This is a genomic window from Streptomyces sp. CB01201 (genome assembly GCF_002803085.1).
In the GTDB taxonomy this organism is placed as follows: domain Bacteria; phylum Actinomycetota; class Actinomycetes; order Streptomycetales; family Streptomycetaceae; genus Streptomyces; species Streptomyces hundungensis.
Map to the genome: position 1 here is coordinate 29625 of NZ_NNBJ01000029.1, position 20341 is coordinate 49965.

A 20341-nucleotide genomic window follows, 5' to 3' on the forward strand; every position below is an offset into this window, starting at 1 on the left:
GCGGGGGAGGACCACCACATAGGCGGCCGGCTCCCGTTCGGCGGACGCCATCAGCGCGGTCCGCACCACGGCCGCCTGCTGTTCGAGCGAGGTGCGCAGCTTCTTCGGCGTGATGTGCACGACGGTGATCCCGAGCCGCTCCAGGGCCTCGCGCTTGCGGGCGCACTCCGAGAACAGCGCGTCATCGTCCTGCCGGGCCGCCCGGGTGTCCAGCTCCACCGCGACCGCCTGCTCCGGCCAGTACGCGTCGAGGCCGCCCAGGTGCGGGCCGCCCGGCAGCCGCAGGTCCACGTTCCACAGCGGATCCGGCAGGCCGAACCCGCGCACCATCGCGTAGAGCCGCTCCTCGGCGATCGAGCGCCCCTCGGCGAGCAGCGCGTCCACCGCGTCCACCACGTGGGCCCGGGTCAGCAGCCGTGCCTGGGTCAACTCCCGCACGATCGCGGCCGGTTCGGTGTGGCCGCAGCGCACGGCCTCGGTGAGCAGGCGGCGCACCGCCTCGGCGTCGTCGAGGACCGCGACCGCGTCCGCGAGCGCCCGCGGTACCGGCGCCACCGGCACGCCCGCGATCATCTCCGCGCCCGGCATCGCCACCGCACGCACCAGCTGGACGAAGCCCGTGGAGCGCAGCCGCCGGGTGCGCGGCACCAGCACGTCGATCCGGTCGAGCGAGTGCAGCGGGGGAGCGGCCGAGAACCGGTGCATCGCGAGCGCCGCGAGCCCGGTGACGACGGCCTGTGGCGGCTCGTCGTGGGCCTGGCCCTGCGCCGGGATGGCCTTGGCGCGCCCGGCGGCCGGCCACCCCGCGTACAGCAGCGCGGCGTGCAACCGCTCCTCGCTGGTGGCCGGACCCGCGTGCAGCAGATACACGCCGGGAAGCAGTTGCTGCCAGGGGCCGCCGGGTCGGCACTGGGCGGTGGTGCGCGCGGCCGAGACCCCGTGCGCGCGCAGCTGGTTGGCGGAGAGCACCCGCCGCTGGACATCGGTGAGGTGGCTCAGGGGGCGGGGGGAGAGCGGGGTGTTGTGGTTCATGCCGCAGGGTTTTCCGCACCCGGAGGGCCCGCTAACCGCTGTTACAAGCCCGTCGACAAATCCGGACAACCCCGTCCTAAAGTACGGGCGTTCGAGTGCCGATCAGGGGGCCCGGTCCCGGGCCCCCCGAACCGGCGTCAGCGGGCCGCGGCCGTCGCGTCACACGCCTGGCCGCGCAGGGTGCGGGCCAGGTCGTCGCGGGCTTCGAGCACCAGCCGGCGCAGCGCGGGCGCCGCGCCCTCGTGCGCGGCGAGCCACGCGTCGGTGGCCGCGAGGGTGGCCTCGTCGTCCTGGAGCCCGGGGAACAGGCCCTTGACGACATCCATGCCGATCTGGATCGAACGCTCGGCCCACACCCGCTCGATCGCCGCGAAGTACTTCGCCGCGTACGGGGCGGTCAGCTCGCGCTGCGACGGCTGGTTGAAGCCCGAAATCGTGGCCTCCACCAGGGCGTTGGACAGCGCGTCCGACTCCACGACCTGCGCCCAGGCCTGCGCCTTGACCGCCTCGGACGGGCGCGCCGCCAGGCAGCGCACGTGGTGGCGCTTGCCGGAGGCGGTGTCGTCGCGGGCCAGCTCCGCGTCGATGACGCCCTCGTCGGCGATGCCGTGTGCGGCCAGCGGTTCGAGCAGCGCCCAGCGCAGCTCCTGGTCCACGTCGAGGCCGTCGATCTTCGCGGTGCCCGCGAGCAGCCCCCGCAGGAGCTGGAAGTCCGCGTCGGTGGCGGCCGTCGCCGCGAAGAAGCGGGCCCAGGTCAGCTGGTGCTGGCTGCCCGGCTCGGCGAGCCGCAGCTCGTGCAGGGCGCCCTCGGCGAGCAGCCGGCCGCCCTCCTCGCGCCAGGCCGGAGCCGCGTAGTGCGTGACCGCCGACTGCGTCCAGGCGTGCAGCATCTGGAGCACGCCGATGTCGGACTCGCGTCCCGCGTGCGCGAGGACGAGCGCGACGAAGTCGCGGGCGGGCATCAGCGCGTCCCGCGTCAGGTTCCACAGCGCCGACCAGCACAGGGCGCGCGCCAGGGGGTCGCTGATGTCGCCGAGGTGGGCGCGCAGGGTGGCGAGCGAGGCCTCGTCGAAACGGATCTTGCAGTAGGTCAGGTCGTCGTCGTTGACCAGGATCAGATCGGGCCGCTCGGCCCCGGCGAGCTCGGTGACGACGGTCCGCGGACCCTCGACGTCGGCCTCGGCGCGGGCGTAGCGCACCAGGGCGCCGGCCTCGTTGCGGTACAGGCCCACCGCGACCCGGTGCGGGCGCAGCGTGGGGTGGGAGGCCGCCGCCTCCTGGAGCACGGCCAGCTCGGTGATGCGGTCCCCGGCGTCATAAGTGGCCACCGGCGTAAGGGAGTTGACGCCCGCGGTCTGGAGCCAGGACTGCGACCAGGTCGCCATGTCGCGGCCGGATACCTCTTCGAGGACCGCCAGCAGATCGCCGAGCCGGGTGTTGCCGTAGGCGTGCCGCTTGAAGTAGCGCCGGGCCCCTTCGAGGAAGTCGTCCCGGCCGACGTACGCGACGAGCTGCTTGAGCACCGAGGCGCCCTTGGCGTACGTGATCCCGTCGAAGTTGAGCTTGGCGTCCTCCAGATCGCGGATGTCGGCCGTGATCGGGTGCGTGGAGGGAAGCTGGTCGGCCCGGTAGGCCCACGCCTTGCGGTTGTTGGCGAAGGTCACCCAGCTGTTGGTGAAGCGGGTCGCCTCGGCCAGCGAGAACGAGCCCATGAAGTCGGCGAAGGACTCCTTCAGCCACAGGTCGTCCCACCACACCATCGTGACCAGGTCGCCGAACCACATGTGGGCCATCTCGTGCAGGATGACGTTGGCCCGGCGCTCGTAGGCGGCCTGGGTCACCTTGCCGCGGTAGATGTACTCCTCGCGGAAGGTCACCAGACCCGGGTTCTCCATCGCGCCCAGGTTGTACTCCGGCACGAACGCCTGGTCGTACTTCCCGAACGGGTAGGGGAAGTCGAAGTTGTCGTGGAAGAAGTCCAGGCCCTGCTTGGTGACCAGGAAGACGTCGTCCGCGTCGAAGTGCTTGGCCAGCCCCTTGCGGCAGAGCGCGCCGAGCGGGATCTCCAGTGTGCGGCCGTCGTCGAGGGCGCGCGTGTAGGAGTCGGTCACGTAGTGGTACGGGCCGGCCACCACGCAGGTGATGTACGTCGAGATCGGCTCGGTGGCGGCGAACCGCCACACGCCGCCCGCCCGTCGCCCGCCACCACCCTTGTTCGGAAGCGCTTCGCGCGCCCCTTCTTGTACCTGGCCGCCCGCGCCGTTGGACCACACCGTCCAGCCCTCGGGGGCCTGCGCCTCGAAGGTGAAGCGGGCCTTGAGGTCGGGCTGCTCGAAGTTGGCGAACACCCGGCGCGAGTCGGCCGGCTCGTACTGCGTGTAGAGGTAGACCTCGCCGTCCTCCGGGTCGACGAAGCGGTGCATGCCCTCGCCGGTCCTGCTGTACGCGCACTGCGCGTCGACGACGAGGACGTTGTCGGCGGCCAGGTCGTCCAGGGCGATCCGGCTCCCGTCGAAGACCTCGGCCACGTCCAGCGCGCGGCCGTTCAGGGTCACCGAGGTCACCGACGGGGCGATGAGGTCGGCGAAGGTCGAGGCGCCGGGGCGGGCCGAGCGGAAGCGGATCGTGGTCAGGGACCGGAACGTGCGGGGCCCGGCCGGGGCCTCACCGACCGCGGACCGCAGGTCGAGAGAGACGTCGTAGCCCTCGACGGACAGCAGCTCGGCCCGCTCGCGGGCCTCGTCGCGGGACAGATTCTCACCGGGCACGGGCACTCCTTCGTGTCTCGTTCGAACGGACTCGATCCTCCCATGTCACCGGAGCGGGAGCCGAGGGGGAGCCGGGCGGGAGCCGATGGGCAGGGCGGTGGCGAGGGGGATCGGCCGCATCGGGCGGGCGGCGGAATGCTTTCGGCGGCCTTCGGCGTTCGCCGGTACAGACGCTTGTTTTCCGACGTTGTTGTCCGCTGTCGCACGCTGTTCCCGAGGAGAGACATGTCCGACTCCGTCAAGACCCCCGTCGACTTCTGGTTCGACCCCCTGTGCCCCTGGGCCTGGATGACCTCGCGCTGGATGCTGGAGGTCGAGAAGGTCCGTGACGTCGAGGTGCGCTGGCATGTGATGAGCCTCGCGGTGCTCAACGAGGACCGCCTGGACGAGCTGCCCGAGGAGTACGCCGAGAACATGCGGCCCGGCGGCAAGGCCTGGGGCCCGGTCCGCGTGGTGGTCGCGGCCGGCGAACTGCACGGCGACGAGGTCGTCGGCAAGCTCTACACCGCGCTCGGCACCCGCATCCACAACGAGGGCGGCGGCGTGACCCGCGAGTCCATCGCCGCGGCCCTCAAGGACGTGGACCTGCCGGCCGACCTCATCGACTACGCGGACCAGGACACCTACGACGTCCAGCTGCGCGCCTCCCACAAGGAGGGCATCGAGAAGGTCGGCCAGGACGTCGGCACCCCCGTCATCGCGGTGCCGGGCGCCGACGGCGAGCAGATCGCCTTCTTCGGCCCGGTCGTCACCCCCGCCCCCCAGGGCGAGGCCGCGGCCAAGCTGTGGGACGGCACGCTGCTGGTCGCCGCGACGCCCGGCTTCTACGAGCTCAAGCGGAGCCGCACCAAGGGCCCCGACTTCAGCAACCTCTGACCCAGGCGGCTCCCCCTGGGGCTCCGCCCCAGCCCCCGTTCGCGCCTTGAGGCCGCTCGTCCTCAATCGCCGGACGGGCTGGGGATGCCCATGCCACCCGGCACCGGGAGGCTGGCTGAGGATGTTCATGCTGCCCGGCATCGAGTGGCTGAGGGGCGCGGGGAACTGCGCGATCGGCCACGCACGGTCCGCAGGCGTGATCGGGGTTGCTGGGGCTCCGCCCCAGACCCCGTTCGCGCCTTGACGGCGCTCGTCCTCAATCGCCGGACGGGCTGAGGATGCCCATGCCACCCGGCGCCGGGAGGCTGGCCGCGGGCGGGCTGGGGGTGCCTATGGCGTCCGGCGCCGGGGGGCTGAGGAGGCCCATGCCGCCCGGCGCCGCGCCGAGTGGCCTGCGCGGTCGGCCCCCGCGAGTCATGTCCTCGCGGGGGCCGGCCGGTCATTCCGTCCGCAGGTGAAGGTTGAGAAGACGATCACGAGCAGGACGTCTGGAGCCCAAGTGGGCCTGTTCTGAAGGGCGTTGAACCAAGCCGATCGGTCCGTATGGGACTACGGCACGAGGAGCAGGTTGTTGCCGGCCTGCTTGGCGGCGGTGTAACGCTTGGCCACGTCCTGCCAGTTGACGACCCGCCACATGGCCTCGATGAAGTCGACCTTCTGGTTCCGGTACTGGAGGTAGAAGGCGTGCTCCCAGGCGTCGAAGACCAGGATCGGGGTCGAGCCCTGGCCCACGTTGCCCTGGTGGTCGTAGATCTGCTCCACCACGAGGCGGCCGCTGACGGGCTCGTAGGCGAGGACGCCCCAGCCCGAACCCTGCGTCGTCGCCGAGGCCTTGGTCAGCTGGGCCTTGAACTTGGCGAAGGAGCCGAAGGACTCGGCGATGGCGTCGGCCAGCTCGCCGGTGCCGTCCTTCTCCAGCGGCTCGCCGCCGCCGTCGCCCGTCATGTTGTGCCAGTAGATCGAGTGCAGGATGTGGCCGGAGAGGTGGAACGCGAGGTTCTTCTCCAGGCCGTTGATCGCCCCCCAGGAGTCCTTGTCGCGAGCCTCCGCGAGCTGCTCCAGGGTGTCGTTCGCGCCCTTCACGTACGCCGCGTGGTGCTTGTCGTGGTGCAGCTCGATGATCTCCGGGCTGATGACGGGTTCGAGCGCCGCGTAGTCGTACGGAAGTTCAGGAAGCGTGTAAATGGCCATGTCCGAGCCCTCCGACTGCTCACTGCAAATGCTTATTGCAACTGATGTGCAAGTGCACGCTATCAGCAGCAATACGGCTTCGCAGCTAAGGGCGACCTCAGTAATAGGTCCTGGGTCCCGGGGCGTAGGGCGGGGTGAGGGGTAGGGGGTGCGGGGTGCGGGGTGCGGGGTGCGGGGTGCGGGCAGGGGAGCGGCGGCCGGCGGGCCGAGGCGGCTTCGATAAAATCGGCAGACGACCATCCCCCCGCACAGAAGTGACAGGAGTTCCCGTGGAGCCGCCCGCCATCGGCATCGGGGCCTGGTGGACCCTCTCCGTCGTGAGCACTGTCTGGCTCTGGCTGTACCTGGTCCCGCTCATGCCCCAGCGCGCCTACAAGCTGCGAGTCGCCGCGATACCCGTCCTCGGGGCTGTCTTCGTGACGGCGTCGGTGCTCGGGAAAGGGGTGCCCCTGGAGCGGCTGTTGCCGATGTACGCGACAGCGCTGTGCGGGCTCCTGCTCGGTCTGCTCGGGCGGGGGGCGAAGGTCCGCGAGCTCATGGCGGAGATGGTGGAATCCGGGAGGGACAAGCCCCGGAACAGCACGAGCATCACTGTCCAGCTGGCGGTTTCCTGCTCGGCCGTGCTGGTGCTCTGGGCCTGGCTGACCCACTTCGGTACGCGCTGACCCACTTCGGTACGCGCTGACCCACTTCCGTACGCGCTGACCCCGTGGGTACCGGTCAGGCGTCGATGGGGGTGCTCGTCGAGGTGCGCTGGCGGATGTAGCCGATGATCGCGAGCAGCAGCGTGAGGCCGCCCGTGTAGTAGAGCTGGACGCGCGTGCCGTCCTCGCGGGCCATCAGGACGAACACCGCCGCCATGCCGGCCAGCGCGATCCAGGTGAGCCACGGGTACAGCCACATCTTCACGACGAGCTTCTCCGGGGCCTCGCGCTCGATGCGGCGGCGCAGCAGCAGTTGCGAGGCGGCGATGAAGAACCAGACGACCAGGATGATCGCGCCGATGGTGTTCAGGAGCCACTGGAAGATGTCGTCCGGGCGCCAGTAGCTCAGCAGCACGCACACGAAGCCGAAAGCCGAGGACGTGAGCACGGCGACGCGCGGCACCCCGCCGGAGATCCTGCCGAGCACCTTGGGGCCCTGGCCGCGCGAGACGAGCGAGCCGGCCATGCGGGACGCGCCGTAGATGTTCGCGTTCATCGCCGAGAGCAGTGCGACGAGGATGACGACGTCCATGATCCGGCCCGCCCCGCGGATGCCCAGGTGGTCCAGGGTCGCGACGTACGGGCCCTTGGTGGCGATCTCCTTCGTGGTCCACGGCAGCAGCGTCACGACGACCGCCATCGAGCCCACGTAGAAGATCGCGATCCGCCACATCGCGGTGCGCACGGCCTTCGCGACGCCCTGGACGGGGTGTTCGGACTCGGCCGCCGCGATGGTGACCGTCTCCAGGCCGCCGTACGCGAAGACGGAGGCGAGCAGTCCGACGATGAGGCCCTCGCTGCCGTTGGGCATGAAGCCGCCCTGGCCGGTGAGGTTGGTCATCCCCGGCGCGTTGGTGTCGGGCAGCACCCCGATGATCGCCAGGACGCCGATGACCAGGAAGAGCGTGATCGCGCCGATCTTCAGCGCGGCGAACCAGAACTCGAACTCGCCGAAGTTCTTCACGGCGGCCAGGTTGGTGCCGCAGAAAAGCAGCATGAACACGGCGACCAGGGCCCACTCCGGGACCCCCGGCAGCCAACCGTGCACGATGCCCGCCGCGCCGATGCCCTCCAGGCCGACGGCCACGCACAGCAGGAACCAGAAGGCCCAGCCCGCGGTGAACCCGGCCCAGGGGCCGATCGCCCGCTCGGCGTGCACCGAGAAGGAGCCGGACGCGGGGTTGGCGGCCGACATCTCGCCCAGCATGCGCATGACGAGCATGACCAGGGCGCCCGATATCGCGTACGCGAGGATGATCGACGGGCCGGCCGCGGCGATCGCGGTGCCGGAGCCGACGAAGAGCCCCGCGCCGATCACACCGCCGAGGGCGATCATCGAGAGATGGCGCTGCTTGAGGCCGTGCGTGAGCGGCGAGTCGGTCTTCGGCCGGCTGTCGTCCGGCGCGGGCGCGGTTGTCCGAGACATGGGCATGCCCTGTTCAGTAGCTGATCCACCGGGTCGGCGGCACGGAGCCCACAGTCTTAGGGCGGCCCCGCTCAGAGGGAACACCCGACCGCTATGCGGACACTCGACTCACACAGCGTGAAGAGACACGTGCGTTTTGTTTACGTGAACTTCACACGCGCCGCGTCCGCCACTCCCGTACCCCCGCCACCACCAGTACCAGCGCCGTCGCCCCTGCCGACCACAGCAGCTGCGGCCGGGCCGAGGAGTCGAACAGCATCAGGACGAGCACCGCGGCCATCGCGGCGAGCGCGGCCCAGGTGAGATAGGGGAAGGCCCACATCTTCAGGGCCAGCGTCTCGGGTGCCTCGCGCTCGATGCGGCGGCGCAGCCGCAGCTGCGACAGGGCGATCAGCGCCCACACGAAGAGCAGCACCGCGCCGACCGCGTTGAGCATGTAGAGGAACACCGAGTCCGGCCACTTCAGGTTCAGCAGCACGGAGACGAACCCGAAGGCCACCGAGGCGAGCACCGCGCGGCGCGGCACGCCGCCGCCCGACACCTTCAGGAGGCCCTTCGGCGCCTCGCCCCGTTCGGCGAGCGAGAAGATCATGCGCGAGGAGCCGTACAGATTGGCGTTGAGGGCGGACAGCAGCGCCACGAACACCACGATGTTCATGATCTGGCCGGCTCCCGGGATGCCGATCGAGTCGAGGACCGCGACGTACGGGCTCTGGCCCGGCTTCATCGACGTCCACGGCAGCAGCGTCACGATGACCAGCATCGAGCCCACGTAGAAGAAGAGGATGCGCCACACCGCGCTGCGCACCGCGCGCCCGACCGCGCGCACCGGGTCGTCGGACTCGGCGGCGGCGATCGTGACGACCTCAAGGCCGCCGAACGCGAAGATCACCGCGAGCACCCCGGAGACCACCCCGCTCCACCCGGCGGGCAGGAAACCGCCCTGGCCGGTCAGGTTGGCGAGGCCGACCGCCGAGGTGTCCGGCAGCACGCCGAAGACCGCGAGCAGGCCCAGCACCAGGAACGCCACGATCGCGAAGATCTTCAGGGCGGCGAACCAGAACTCGAACTCGCCGAAGTTCTTGACCGCGGCCAGGTTGGCGACCGTGAACACCACCATGAAGATCAGCACCCAGGCCCACTGCGGCACCGCCGGCGCCCAGCCGTTCGCGATCTTCGCCGCGCCGGTCGCCTCCACGGCGAGCACCACCACGAGCAGGAACCAGTACAGCCAGCCCACGCTGAACCCGGCCCAGCGGCCGAGCGCCCGCTCGGCGTGCACCGAGAACGAGCCCGACGCGGGCATCGCCGCCGACATCTCGCCGAGCATCCGCATCACCAGCATCGCGATGGCACCGGCGATCAGATACGAGACGACGATGCCGGGCCCCGCCACCGCGATGCCGGCGCCCGACCCCACGAAGAGTCCCGCGCCGATCACCCCGCCGAGGCCGAGCATGGTCAGATGGCGCTGCTTGAGGCCATGCGAGAGGGGTTCGGCGGGCGGGGACTCGTGCATGGTGCTCGTAACTTTCGTTTTATGGGGAATCCACAGTCTCGCCGAGCAGGGACCGCCTGCGCAAAAGGGATACCCGAGACCATCACCGCAGTGATGAGGGTCACGCCGGGCGTGGCATGGATCGCGCTCTTTGTCCGGACCCCACCAAGGGTCCAACGCCCGCTTTGTGGGCGGCTGCTGGTGATCCGGCGAGATTCCGTGGGCTAACGTCACCGTGTCCCCAGCACGTCCCGCTGCCCCCGACACCTGCCGGAGTTCCGATGAGCACTGCGTCCGCCGCCCCCCGTACCGGATCGGTCCTCGCCGACCTGCTGCCGGCCTCCCGTGCCCGCGACATCGCGCTCGTCGTCGGTGGCGCCGCGCTCACCGGGATCGCCGCGCAGATCGCCGTGCCCGTCCCCGGCTCGCCCGTCCCGGTCACCGGGCAGACCTTCGCGGCCCTCCTCGTCGGCGCGGGCCTCGGCGCCGGCCGCGGCTTCCTCTCGCTCGCGCTGTACGCGCTGATCGGCATGGCCGGGATGCCGTGGTTCGCGGACGGCACCTCGGGTGCGGGCGGCGCCTCCTTCGGCTACGTCCTCGGCATGCTGCTCGCCTCCACCGTCGTCGGCGCCCTGGCCCGCCGCGGAGCCGACCGCTCGGTGCTGCGCACGGCGGGCACGATGGCGCTCGGCTCGGCGATCATCTACGCGGTGGGGGTGCCCTACCTCGCCGCCTCGACCGGCATGTCCCTGACCGCCGCGATCGCCGCCGGCCTCACCCCCTTCCTGATCGGCGACGCCCTGAAGGCCGCCCTGGCGATGGGCCTGCTGCCGGCCGCGTGGAAGCTCCTCGGCCGCAAGGGCTGACCCCGGCGCGTACGCGACGAAGAGGGCCTGGCTTTCGCCGGGCCCTCTTCGCGTTGCGGGCCTTTCCAGCAGGAAGGATCCTTCGTTCCCCGAACGAGTGAACGTCTCCCGATGCCACGACGGACGGGCCCGCGCTTCCTCCACGCTCCTGCTCGGGGCCGCCCACCGGGCGTAGCCTGACACCAGCGACGAGGGAGGAACGCCAGCATGAGCGCCGACCCCATCACCGAGCCGGTGAACGAGGCACAGGACCCCATCGACCTGTTGATCGAGTTCGAGAAGGCTTCCAAGGAGCCGATTCGGGCCGAGTACGTCGAGGGAATGGTGATTGTGCCGCCTCAGCCCGACCACAACCACAACCGCGCGGCCACGGAGCTGTACTTTCAGCTCCGCACCGGCGGAGTCGACCACGTCGGCATCGGCAACGGCTACCGAACCGGTGTGACGGCCGAGAAGACGCTGAGTCTGCTCGTCCCCGACTTCTACGTCATGCGGCGTGAGCCGACCGATCTGGACGAGGCGTACCGCAGGACCAATCGGGGCTGGTATCCGATCGAGCTGCTGCACCTCGCGGGGGAGGTCACCTCGACCAACCACGAGACGGACACCGGCCCCAAGTACCGCAGTTACGCCGCAGCCGGGGTCCCGCTGTACGTGATCGTGCATCGCTACGAACGCAAGGTGTACGTCCACTCCGAGCCGGTGCCGGACAAGGAGCAGCCCACCAAGAGCCACTACCGGACGACGACGGTCACCGAGCTCGGCGGCAAGTTCCTGCTCCCCGCGCCGTATCCGGCCCTGGACACCTCGCTCCTGTAGCCCAGGGCTGACCGCCGTGGACTGAACTCGCCTGCCGCTAAAACCAGTTCGCCGCCCCGTACGCATCCGTACGAAGCGGCGAACTCGGAAGCCGGCGGCCGTAGCACGCCTAAGACGCGGCCACTTCCTCCTCTACGCCGCTCTGCGCGGGCGCGCGTCGCGCCAGTACCTGCTGCTTGACGACCGCGATCACGATGACGAGCGCCGCGACGAGCAGCGAGAGCAGCACCTGCTCGCGGCCGGACTTGTCGAACAGCATGTAGACGAGGACGAAGGAGATCATCCCGATCGTCAGCCAGGTGAGATAGGGGAAGCCCCACATCTTCACGGTCAGCTTCTCCGGCTGTTCGCGCAGGATGATCCCGCGCATCCGCAGCTGGGTGAAGCAGATCACCAGCCACACGAACAGGGCGACCGCGCCGGAGGAGTTGAGCAGGAACGCGAAGACGGTGTCCGGCCACTTGTAGTTGAAGAAGACCGCCACGAAGCCGAAGACGACCGACGACAGGATCGCGACCTGCGGCACGCCCCGCTGGTTGGTGCGGGCGAAGGACTTCGGCGCGTCGCCGCGCTCACCGAGCGAGAACGCCATCCGGGAGGCCGTGTAGAGGCCGGAGTTGAGGCAGGACAGCACCGCCGTCAGGACGATCACGTTCATGATCTGGTCGGCGTGCGGGATGCCGATCGTCTTCAGGGCCGCGACGTAGGAGCCGTCCGCGACGATCGAGGGGTCGCTCCACTTCAGCAGGGTGAGGACCACGAAGATCGAACCGAGGTAGAAGACCGCGATCCGCCAGATCACGCTGTTGGTGGCCTTGGTCACCGCGCGCCGCGGGTCCTCGGACTCGCCGGCGGCCAGGGTGACGATCTCGGAGCCCATGAAGGAGAAGACCACCATCAGGACGCCGGTGAGGATCGCGCCGTACCCCTTGGGGAAGAAACCGCCGGTGTCCGTGAGGTGGGCGAAGCCCGCACCGGGGTTGTCCGAGCCCGGCAGCACGCCGAACACCGCGAGAAGGCCGATGATCACGAAGCCGCCGATCGCGACGACCTTGATCCCGGCGAACCAGAACTCGAACTCGCCGTACGAGGAGACCGAGGCCAGGTTGGTGGCGGTCAGGACCAGCATCACTATGAGCGCCCAGCCCCACTGCGGGACCCCCGGCACCCAGTCGTGCAGGATCTTCGCGCCGGCCGTTCCCTCGACCGCGAGCACCACGACCCAGAAGAACCAGTAGAGCCAGCCGATCGAGAAACCGGCCCAGCGGCCGAGCGCGCGGTCGGCGTACGCGGAGAACGAGCCCGACGACGGGCGGGCAGCGGCCATCTCGCCCAGCATCCGCATCACGAAGACGACCATCACGCCGACGAGTGCGTACGAGAGCAGAATGGCGGGTCCCGCCGCGGCGATGCCGGAGCCGGAGCCCACGAACAGGCCGGCGCCGATCACGCCACCGATGGCGATCATGGAGAGATGGCGGTTCTTCAGACCAGCCTTGAGGCCGCTGTCGGGCACCTGCGGATCACCGGGTTCACCGGGCAGGCGGTCTTCCTTCGCAAGGGACGGCTGCGAGGTCATAGACGCTTCCTTAAGTCTTCGGAGCACTCGGGTTACGAGCCCGGGTATTCAAACCTGGTCCGCTTCGGGACGGAAGGCCTGAATCCGGATCGTTAGACGGGACCAAGTGCGGGGACCAAAGTCCTCCCCCCGCTAAGCCCTGCCCTGCCCCGCGCATGCCACACTCGGTACATGCGCGTGTACCTCGGCTCCGACCATGCCGGCTTCGAACTCAAGAACCACCTCGTCGAGTGGCTCACCGCCCACGGGCACGAGCCCGTGGACTGCGGTCCGCACATCTACGACGCCCAGGACGACTACCCGCCGTTCTGTCTGCGGGCCGCCGAGAAGACGGCCGCGGACCCGGACGCCCTCGGCATCGTGATCGGCGGCTCCGGCAACGGCGAGCAGATCGCCGCCAACAAGGTCAAGGGCGTCCGCGCCGCGCTGGCCTGGAGCGAGCAGACCGCGGCCCTCGGCCGTGAGCACAACGACGCCAACGTGATCTCCATCGGCGGCCGGATGCACACCGAGGAGGAGGCGACCAAGTTCGTCGAGATCTTCCTCGACACCCCGTACTCGGGTGAGGCGCGTCACACCCGCCGCATCGAGATGCTCACCGAGTACGAGACCACCGGCAAGCTCCCCGAGATCCCGGCCCACCACCCGCAGCAGGGCTGAGCCCGGCCCATGCCCGAGGGCCACACCATCCACCGCCTGGCCGCCGACCACGACCTGAGGTTCGGCGGCCGGCCGCTGCGCGCGTCCAGCCCCCAGGGCAAGTTCTCGGACGGCGCGGCCCTGGTCGACGGCCAGGTCCTGGAGGACGCCGAAGCCCACGGGAAGCACCTCTTCCTCGGCTTCGGACCCTCGGGCTGGGTCCACATCCACCTCGGCCTGTTCGGCAAGTACGGCTTCGGCGACGCCCCGGCCCCGCCGCCCACCGACACCGTCCGGCTGCGCCTGCTGAACGACGCCGGCTACGCGGATCTGCGCGGGCCGACGACCTGCGCGCTGATCACCGACGGCGAGAAGCAGGCGATACACGACCGGCTCGGCCCGGACCCGCTGCGGCCCGACGACACCGGCGACAAGGCCTGGCAGCGGATCTCGAAGAGCCGTACCACCGTCGCCGCCCTGCTCATGGACCAGAAGGTCATCGCGGGCGTCGGCAACGTCTACCGCGCCGAGGTGCTGTTCCGGCACGGCATCGACCCCTACCGGCCCGGCAAGGACCTGACCCGCGCCGAGTGGGACGCGGTCTGGGCCGACCTGGTGGAGCTGATGCGCGAGGGCGTCCGGCTCAACCGCATCGACACCGTCCGCCCCGAGCACACCCCCGAGGCCATGGGCCGCCCGCCGCGCGTGGACGACCACGGCGGCGAGGTGTACGTCTACCGCCGGGCGAACATGCCCTGCCACCTCTGCGGGAGCGAGATCCGCACCGCCGGCCTCGCCGCCCGCAACCTGTTCTGGTGCCCCGGCTGTCAGAAGCCGTGAGGCAGCCACGGCGCGAGCTCGCTGCCGAAGGCCGTCGAGGCCCCGGCCAGCGCGCCCGGCCGCAGCTCGCGCACCCGGCCCGCCCCCGCCAGTGAGGCGAGCGTGACCCCGCCGAGATAGGCGGCGCCCAACTCCCTTACGGACAGGGCGAGTTCGGCCGGGTCCTCGGTGCGTACACAGGTCGCGCCCTTGGCGTCGCCGGTCAGCCGCCAGCGGCCCGCGTTCCACGGACAGAACGCGTCCTCGACCTCCAGGACCACATCCACGGGCGCCGCGTACGTCCGCGCCTCCAGGGCCGCGCCCACCTCGACCAGGCGCACGTGCAGCGAGTCCCGCAGCCGGATCCCGCAGCGCCGCACATCGGACACCAGGTGCTGGAAGGGGTCGTCGACCGGCCGGGTCCGCACCTTCAGCGTGCTCGTCAGGTCGATCTCGAACAGATAGCGCCACAGCGTCGCGGCCACCGCCGGATCCTCGGCCTCCAGGTCCTTCAGCCGCACCGTGCCCTTCACACCCCCCGGCTCCGCCTCCACGGCGACCCGGTAGCGGGCGTACCCGACCAGCTCGCCGTCGCGCTCGGCGAGGACGCACTGCAGCGGGGAGGCGCCCTCCCGATAGGACTCCGGGTCGATCGTGTTCAGCCGGTCCCAGCCCGGCAGGCGGGCCAGCATGCCCGGGCGGCGCGGCACCAGGCGCGCGTACAGCTCCTCGCATCGGGCCAGCGACTCGTCGACCTTCGCGTACCGCAGGCTCACCTCTTCGGCACCGGGCGGCAGCTCGACGCGGACCCGGGCCGTGTCGATCTCGGCCGACAGCGCCATCGTGCCGATCCCGTACCCGAACCGCCCGTAGATCGCGGGCTCGGACGCGGTCAGGACGGCCAGCGCCTCGCCCCGCTCGCGCAGGTCGTCGAGCTGGCGCCGCATCATCGACGTGAGGATGCCGCGGCGGCGGTGGGTGCCCATGACGCCGACCGCCGTCACGCCCGCGGCGGGGACGACGGCGCCGCCCGGCACGCTCAGACGGAACGGGAAGGTGCTGGTGGCGGCCACGCACGTCGAGCCGTCCCACACGGCGATCGACCGCTCCGGGTCGATCAGCCTGCGCCACCAGCCGAGCTCCTCGGGGTCGTCCGGGATCCCGCCGAAGGCCACCACCACGGCCCCGTACCACTCGTCCCACTCCGCCGGGTCCAGAACCCGCAACTCCATCGTCATGAGTGCATGACTAGCAGGGAGTACGCCGTGCGAGCGACCCGATTTCCACCGGGGCGCCCGGTCCGGGCGCCGGGGGCCACCTGCACGCGGCCCCACCGGCTGGATAGGGTCCTCGGCAATGGCACGTGCGATGAGAGCGGACTCGTTCACCGCCCGGTGGCGCAAGGCGCTGCACCGGGTCCGCAACGCGGTGCGCAGATCCGGCGTCGACTACTTCCGCGGCGACGGCTCCGACTGGATCGCCCTGGCCGGTCTGCTCCTCACCGTGCCCGCGATCACCTGCGCCACACTTCTGGCCCCCGTCTGGTGCGCCCCCTCCGCCCTGGTCCTGCCGATCGTGGCGGGCGGGCTGCTGCTGCGGCCCGCCAACCTCCTCGGCCTGTACGCGGCCGCCGCGACCGCGCTGATCGTGGAATCGGTACGGCTCGGCCCGTACACCGCCGGGCCCTCGCGGGTCACCCCCGGCACGGTCCTCGTGGTCGCCGCGTGCGGGCTCTTCGGGCTGCTCATCGCCCAGTTCCGGGCCCGGGTGGGGGTGCCCTGGCGGCGCGGCGGCACCATGCTCTTCGACCTGCGCGAACGGATCCGCGTCCAGAGCTCGCTCCCGCAGCTGCCCAGGGGCTGGCACCGCGAGATGGCGCTGCGGCCCGCGGGCGGCCAGTCCTTCTCCGGCGACTTCGTGGTCGCCGCCCGCACCGGCGGCGGCCGCACCCTGGAGATCGTCCTGACCGACGTCTCCGGCAAGGGCATGGACGCCGGATCGCGCGCCCTGCTGCTCTCCGGTGCCTTCGGCGGGCTCCTCGGCTCGCTGCCCCCGCACGCCTTCCTGCCCGCGGCCAACGGCTATCTGCTGCGCCAGGACTGGGACGAGGGCTTCGCCACCGCCATCCACCTCGTCCTCGATCTCGACTCCGGCGACTACGAACTCCTCTCGGCGGGCCACCCCCCGGCCCTCCAGCTCCACGCCGGTTCGGGACGCTGGCAGGAGCAGGCCGCCGAAGGCCCCCTGCTCGGCGTCTACGACGCCGCCGAGTTCCACCCCGCCAAGGGCTCGCTGGCCCCCGGCGACGTCCTGATGCTCTTCACGGACGGGCTGGTGGAGACCTCCGAGCGCGATATCGCCGAGGGCATCGACCGCCTGACCGGCGAGGCCGACCGCTATGTCTCGACGGGCTTCGACGGGGCGGCCTGGCACCTGATCGAGGCGGTCGCCAAGGACGTCAACGACGACCGCGCGCTGCTTTTGATCAGACGCGACGCCTGACCGCCCCGCGGCCGGCACCGGGGGTGGGGTCAGCCCCACCCCCGATCCACCGGTGGCCGCCATGGCCGGCGCCCTTCCCGCTCCCTAGGTTCGAAGGGCCGGCGCGAGCGTGCCGGGCGGGGCGAGGAAAGGGCGGGAACCATGGCGCTGCGACGGGCCGGAAAGACCCACCGGACGACCGCGGAGGCGGTGCCCGGAGCCGACTGGGCCGTCGAACTGCGCGATGTGCGGCGGCAGTACGGCCGCGGCGCCACCGCCGTGCACGCGCTGCGCGGAATCGACCTCGCGCTGCCCCGGGGCAGCTTCACCGCGGTCATGGGACCCTCCGGCTGCGGCAAGTCCACGTTCCTCCAGTGCGCGGCGGGCCTCGACCGCCCCACCGGCGGCTCGGTGCGGCTCGGCGGCACCGAGATCACCGGCATGAGCGAGAACCGGCTCACCGAACTGCGCCGCTCCCGCCTCGGCTTCGTCTTCCAGGCCTTCAACCTGCTGCCCTCGCTCACGGTCGAGCAGAACGTCCTGCTTCCGGCGCGCCTCGCCGGGGTGCGCCCCGACCGGCGCCACGCGGCGCGACTCCTGGCGCAGGTCGGCCTGGACGGCAAGGGCGACCGCCGCCCCGGCGAGCTGTCCGGCGGCCAGCAGCAGCGCGTGGCGATCGCGCGGGCGCTGGTCACGAGCCCCGACGTGATCTTCGCGGACGAGCCGACGGGGGCCCTGGACACCACCACCGCCGCCGAGGTCCTGTCCCTGCTCCGCGCCGCGGTGGACACCCTGGGCGCGACGGTGGTCATGGTCACCCACGACCCCACGGCCGCCGCCCACGCCGACCAGGTCCTCTTCCTGGCCGACGGCTCCATCGCGGACGCCCTGCCGGCCATGCTGGCCGACCGGATCGCGGCGCGGATGACGACGCTGACCGCCCGCCGTGCGCCCGCGCGCGCGGCGGCGTGAAGAACAGCGGTCGCGGTGGCCGATACGCGATGAACATCCGTCACAGGAAGGCCAGTTGATCCCGCACGTCATCAAACGTCACGGCGATTTCACGGCTGTTGACCGGATTCTTGCCTTGGCGAACCGTCACCCGGGAACAACCACAGGGGTGTTGGTGGCACGATAGAGCTCGCGGGGGTGTGCGCGGCATGCTCCCGGGCCGGCAAGGCGGACCGACCAAGGGTGTGTGATCAGTTGTGGCCATTTCACTGTCAGCCGTGGTGCTGTTGGCGGTCGTCCTCGTGGTGCTCATCCGCGGCGGCTCCATCAAGGCCGGCCCAGCCATCGTCGCGATACTGTTCGGCTTCTTCCTGGCCTCGACGGGCATGGCCCCCTCGATCCAGCGCTTCCTGAACTCGATAGCGGACACGATCAACCAGATCAAGTTCTGAACGCGCCGAAGGGCCCGGCAGCTTGGCTGCCGGGCCCTTCGGGCCTTCGAGAGCGGGCGACGGGAATCGAACCCGCGTAGCTAGTTTGGAAGACTAGGGCTCTACCATTGAGCTACGCCCGCAAGCACCGCGCCGCAGGTCATCGCGTCAGCGCGACCCCGGCACGTAGAGCATCGTAGCGGGTCGCACCCCGGCCGTGCACACCGCGGTACTCCGGCGTCCGCACGGCAGGCGCCGGGGCGGTGGATCCCGGCCACCGGCGTCGGGTGCGAAAGCGGAGGCGGAGCGGCCGGATCGGGGCCCGGCGGGCCGCCCAGGACAAAGCGGCCGACGCGGTCCCCGCGGGCATGTACCCTACGTCTCGCACCGACGGGGTGTGGCGCAGCTTGGTAGCGCGTCCGCTTTGGGAGCGGAAGGCCGTGGGTTCAAATCCCGCCACCCCGACCAGCGTCACCGGCATTCGATCTCCGCCGTCACCGGCGTTCGATCTCCGCGCACAAGATCACATTGTGGGTGGCATCCCGCTTGCGGTTACTATGCAAGCTGCGTGCCCGTGTGTCTGATGAATGATGTACCGGGCCCCATCCGTCGGGGACCGCTCGGTCTCCGGCAGAACTCCCAAGAAGTCAGCCACAAGGAGACCGAACCGTGAAGAGCGCCGTGGAGACCCTGAACCCGACTCGGGTTCGGCTCACTGTCGAGGTGCCCTTCGAGGAGCTCAAGGACAGCCTCGACGCGGCGTACAAGAAGATCAACCAGCAGGTCACGGTCAAGGGCTTCCGTAAGGGCAAGATCCCGGCCCGAGTGATTGACCAGCGGTTCGGTCGTGGCGCCGTGCTCGAAGAGGCCGTCAATGACGCGCTCCCGAAGTTCTACACCGAGGCGATCAACGAGGCGGAGCTGAACCCGCTGGGTCAGCCCGAGGTCGACATCACCGAGCTGAAGGACGGCGAGACGCTGAACTTCACCGCCGAGGTGGACATCCGCCCGACCATCGAGATCCCGGACTACTCCGGCATCGAGGTCACCGTGGACGCCGTCGAGGTCAGCGACGAGGACGTCGAGAAGTCCGTGGAGCAGCTCCGCGAGCGCTTCGCCTCGACCTCCCCGGTCGAGCGTGCCGCCGAGGACGGCGACGTCGTGACGATCGACCTGGAGGCCAAGGTCGACGGCGAGGTCCTGGAGGACGGCGTGGCCGAGGGTGTCTCGTACACCATCGGTTCCGGCGAGCTCCTTGAGGGCATCGACGAGGCCGTCAAGGGCCTGGAGGCCGGTGGCGAGGCCACCTTCACCTCCGAGCTCAAGGGCGGCTCGGCCGAGGGCAAGGAGGCCGAGGTCACCGTCAAGGTCACCCAGGTCGCCGCCCGTGAACTGCCCGCCCTGGACGACGACTTCGCGCAGCTCGCGTCGGAGTTCGACACCCTGGACGAGCTCAAGGCCGACAGCCGCAAGCGCCTTGAGAACATGAAGCAGTACGACCAGGCCACCCAGGCCCAGGAGCGCGTCCTCGACGAGCTCCTCAAGCTGGCCGAGGTCCCGATCCCCGAGAAGCTCCTCGCGGACGAGATCCAGACCCGCAAGCACAACCTTGAGCACCACCAGCTCGGCCAGATGGGCATCGACCTCGCCAAGTACCTGGAGATCCAGGGCAAGACCGAGGAAGAGTTCACCGCCGAGACCGAGGAGCAGGCGGTCAAGGGCATCAAGACGCAGTTCATCCTGGACGAGCTCGTCAACAAGGAGAAGCTGAACGTCAACCAGGAGGAGCTCACCGAGCACCTCATGCGGCGTGCGGCCTCCTCCGGCATGAGCCCCGACCAGTTCGCCCAGGCCGTCGTCGAGGGTGGCCAGGTGCCGATGCTCGTCGGCGAGGTCGCCCGCGGCAAGGCGCTCGCCGTCGTCGTCGAGGCCGCCAAGGTCACCGACACCAACGGTGAGGTCGTCGACCTGGAGGACGCCGAGGACGAGAACACCGAGCTCGCCGAGGCCGTCGTCGAGGCCGCCGAGGGCGAGGCCGCGGAGAAGACCGAGGCCTGAGCCTCCGTCCGACCTCTGCAACACCTCCGCAGTACCTCTGGGGAAGGGCCCGTGCGCAGTCGCGTACGGGCCCTTGCTCGTACGGGATTCCGCTTCAACCACCTTGCGCTCCGAGCGAACAGTTCGGGAACCGGGATGGCGTTGTCCCACCTGCGCGTTAGGGTCCATGAATACGAGGGTGGTGGAGTCTGGCGAGCCGGAGT

At 70.5% G+C, this 20341-nt stretch carries 17 protein-coding genes and 2 tRNA genes; 11 read left to right on the forward strand and 8 right to left on the reverse strand.

Going from position 1 to position 20341, the window contains the following annotated elements; genetic code table 11:
• The coding region (locus CG740_RS36825; protein ID WP_100579680.1) for a hypothetical protein at positions 1-1032 on the reverse strand (1032 nt) is incomplete at its 3' end.
• Between the two features lie 137 nt (positions 1033-1169).
• Positions 1170-3800: an aminopeptidase N gene (gene pepN, locus CG740_RS36830; RefSeq protein WP_100579681.1), complete on the reverse strand. Its 2631-nt coding sequence runs from the start codon at positions 3798-3800 to the stop codon at positions 1170-1172.
• Positions 3801-4025: 225 nt separating this feature from the next.
• On the opposite strand from pepN, the gene CG740_RS36835 reads away from it, so the two are divergent.
• Positions 4026-4676 (forward strand): DsbA family protein, encoded by a 651-nt coding sequence (locus CG740_RS36835; RefSeq protein ID WP_100579682.1) that lies wholly within the window; start codon positions 4026-4028, stop codon positions 4674-4676.
• A 549-nt stretch (positions 4677-5225) separates the two neighbouring features.
• Here the strand turns inward: CG740_RS36835 and CG740_RS36840 are convergent.
• Entirely contained in the window at positions 5226-5867 is a 642-nt protein-coding gene (locus CG740_RS36840; protein ID WP_100579683.1) for a superoxide dismutase, read from the reverse strand.
• A 269-nt stretch (positions 5868-6136) separates the two neighbouring features.
• Between CG740_RS36840 and CG740_RS36845 the strand changes: the two genes are divergently transcribed.
• Positions 6137-6532 carry a hypothetical protein gene (locus CG740_RS36845; protein ID WP_100579684.1) on the forward strand — a complete coding sequence of 132 codons (396 nt, stop codon included), beginning with the start codon at positions 6137-6139 and terminating at the stop codon, positions 6530-6532.
• A gap of 55 nt (positions 6533-6587) precedes the next feature.
• Here CG740_RS36845 and CG740_RS36850 read toward each other — a convergent pair whose 3' ends face one another.
• Both CG740_RS36850 and CG740_RS36855 read right to left on the reverse strand, forming a co-directional pair.
• Positions 6588-7997: an amino acid permease gene (locus CG740_RS36850; protein ID WP_100579716.1), complete on the reverse strand. Its 1410-nt coding sequence runs from the start codon at positions 7995-7997 to the stop codon at positions 6588-6590.
• A 151-nt stretch (positions 7998-8148) separates the two neighbouring features.
• Positions 8149-9516, reverse strand: a complete 1368-nt coding sequence (locus tag CG740_RS36855; RefSeq protein ID WP_100579685.1) for an amino acid permease — start codon at positions 9514-9516, stop codon at positions 8149-8151.
• A 260-nt stretch (positions 9517-9776) separates the two neighbouring features.
• Here CG740_RS36855 and CG740_RS36860 point away from each other — a divergent pair, with 260 nt between their 5' ends.
• Positions 9777-10361 (forward strand): biotin transporter BioY, encoded by a 585-nt coding sequence (locus tag CG740_RS36860; protein WP_100579686.1) that lies wholly within the window; start codon positions 9777-9779, stop codon positions 10359-10361.
• Positions 10362-10568: 207 nt separating this feature from the next.
• Positions 10569-11180 (forward strand): Uma2 family endonuclease, encoded by a 612-nt coding sequence (locus CG740_RS36865; RefSeq protein WP_100579687.1) that lies wholly within the window; start codon positions 10569-10571, stop codon positions 11178-11180.
• Between the two features lie 109 nt (positions 11181-11289).
• Here CG740_RS36865 and CG740_RS36870 read toward each other — a convergent pair whose 3' ends face one another.
• Positions 11290-12759, reverse strand: coding sequence for an amino acid permease (locus CG740_RS36870; protein WP_100579688.1), 1470 nt, complete (start codon positions 12757-12759; stop codon positions 11290-11292).
• A 171-nt stretch (positions 12760-12930) separates the two neighbouring features.
• Here CG740_RS36870 and CG740_RS36875 point away from each other — a divergent pair, with 171 nt between their 5' ends.
• Both CG740_RS36875 and CG740_RS36880 read left to right on the forward strand, forming a co-directional pair.
• A complete protein-coding gene (locus CG740_RS36875; RefSeq protein ID WP_100579689.1) occupies positions 12931-13419 on the forward strand; it encodes a ribose-5-phosphate isomerase in 489 nt (162 codons plus the stop codon).
• Between the two features lie 9 nt (positions 13420-13428).
• Positions 13429-14238 carry an Fpg/Nei family DNA glycosylase gene (locus CG740_RS36880; RefSeq protein ID WP_100579690.1) on the forward strand — a complete coding sequence of 270 codons (810 nt, stop codon included), beginning with the start codon at positions 13429-13431 and terminating at the stop codon, positions 14236-14238.
• Here the strand turns inward: CG740_RS36880 and CG740_RS36885 are convergent.
• Positions 14226-15455 carry a GNAT family N-acetyltransferase gene (locus CG740_RS36885; RefSeq protein ID WP_100579691.1) on the reverse strand — a complete coding sequence of 410 codons (1230 nt, stop codon included), beginning with the start codon at positions 15453-15455 and terminating at the stop codon, positions 14226-14228. The two genes, CG740_RS36880 and CG740_RS36885, sit on opposite strands and share 13 nt — an antisense overlap.
• Before the next feature lie 118 nt (positions 15456-15573).
• On the opposite strand from CG740_RS36885, the gene CG740_RS36890 reads away from it, so the two are divergent.
• The 3 genes from CG740_RS36890 to CG740_RS36900 all read left to right on the forward strand — a co-directional run bounded on the left by CG740_RS36890 (position 15574) and on the right by CG740_RS36900 (position 18101).
• Complete coding sequence (locus tag CG740_RS36890) at positions 15574-16719, forward strand: PP2C family protein-serine/threonine phosphatase (RefSeq protein ID WP_100579692.1); 1146 nt, start codon at positions 15574-15576, stop codon at positions 16717-16719.
• A 141-nt stretch (positions 16720-16860) separates the two neighbouring features.
• Positions 16861-17670, forward strand: a complete 810-nt coding sequence (locus CG740_RS36895; protein WP_100579693.1) for an ABC transporter ATP-binding protein — start codon at positions 16861-16863, stop codon at positions 17668-17670.
• A gap of 236 nt (positions 17671-17906) precedes the next feature.
• Positions 17907-18101, forward strand: a complete 195-nt coding sequence (locus CG740_RS36900) for a hypothetical protein (protein WP_100579694.1) — start codon at positions 17907-17909, stop codon at positions 18099-18101.
• A 51-nt stretch (positions 18102-18152) separates the two neighbouring features.
• On the opposite strand, the gene CG740_RS36905 is transcribed toward CG740_RS36900, so the two are convergent.
• Positions 18153-18223, reverse strand: a tRNA-Gly gene (locus tag CG740_RS36905).
• Between the two features lie 248 nt (positions 18224-18471).
• Here CG740_RS36905 and CG740_RS36910 point away from each other — a divergent pair.
• Both CG740_RS36910 and tig read left to right on the forward strand, forming a co-directional pair.
• A tRNA-Pro gene (locus CG740_RS36910) sits at positions 18472-18548 on the forward strand.
• A gap of 201 nt (positions 18549-18749) precedes the next feature.
• The gene (gene tig, locus CG740_RS36915; protein WP_100579695.1) at positions 18750-20138 is read left to right on the forward strand and encodes a trigger factor; all 1389 of its coding nucleotides are present in this window, start codon (positions 18750-18752) and stop codon (positions 20136-20138) included.
• Positions 20139-20341: the final 203 nt, after the last annotated feature.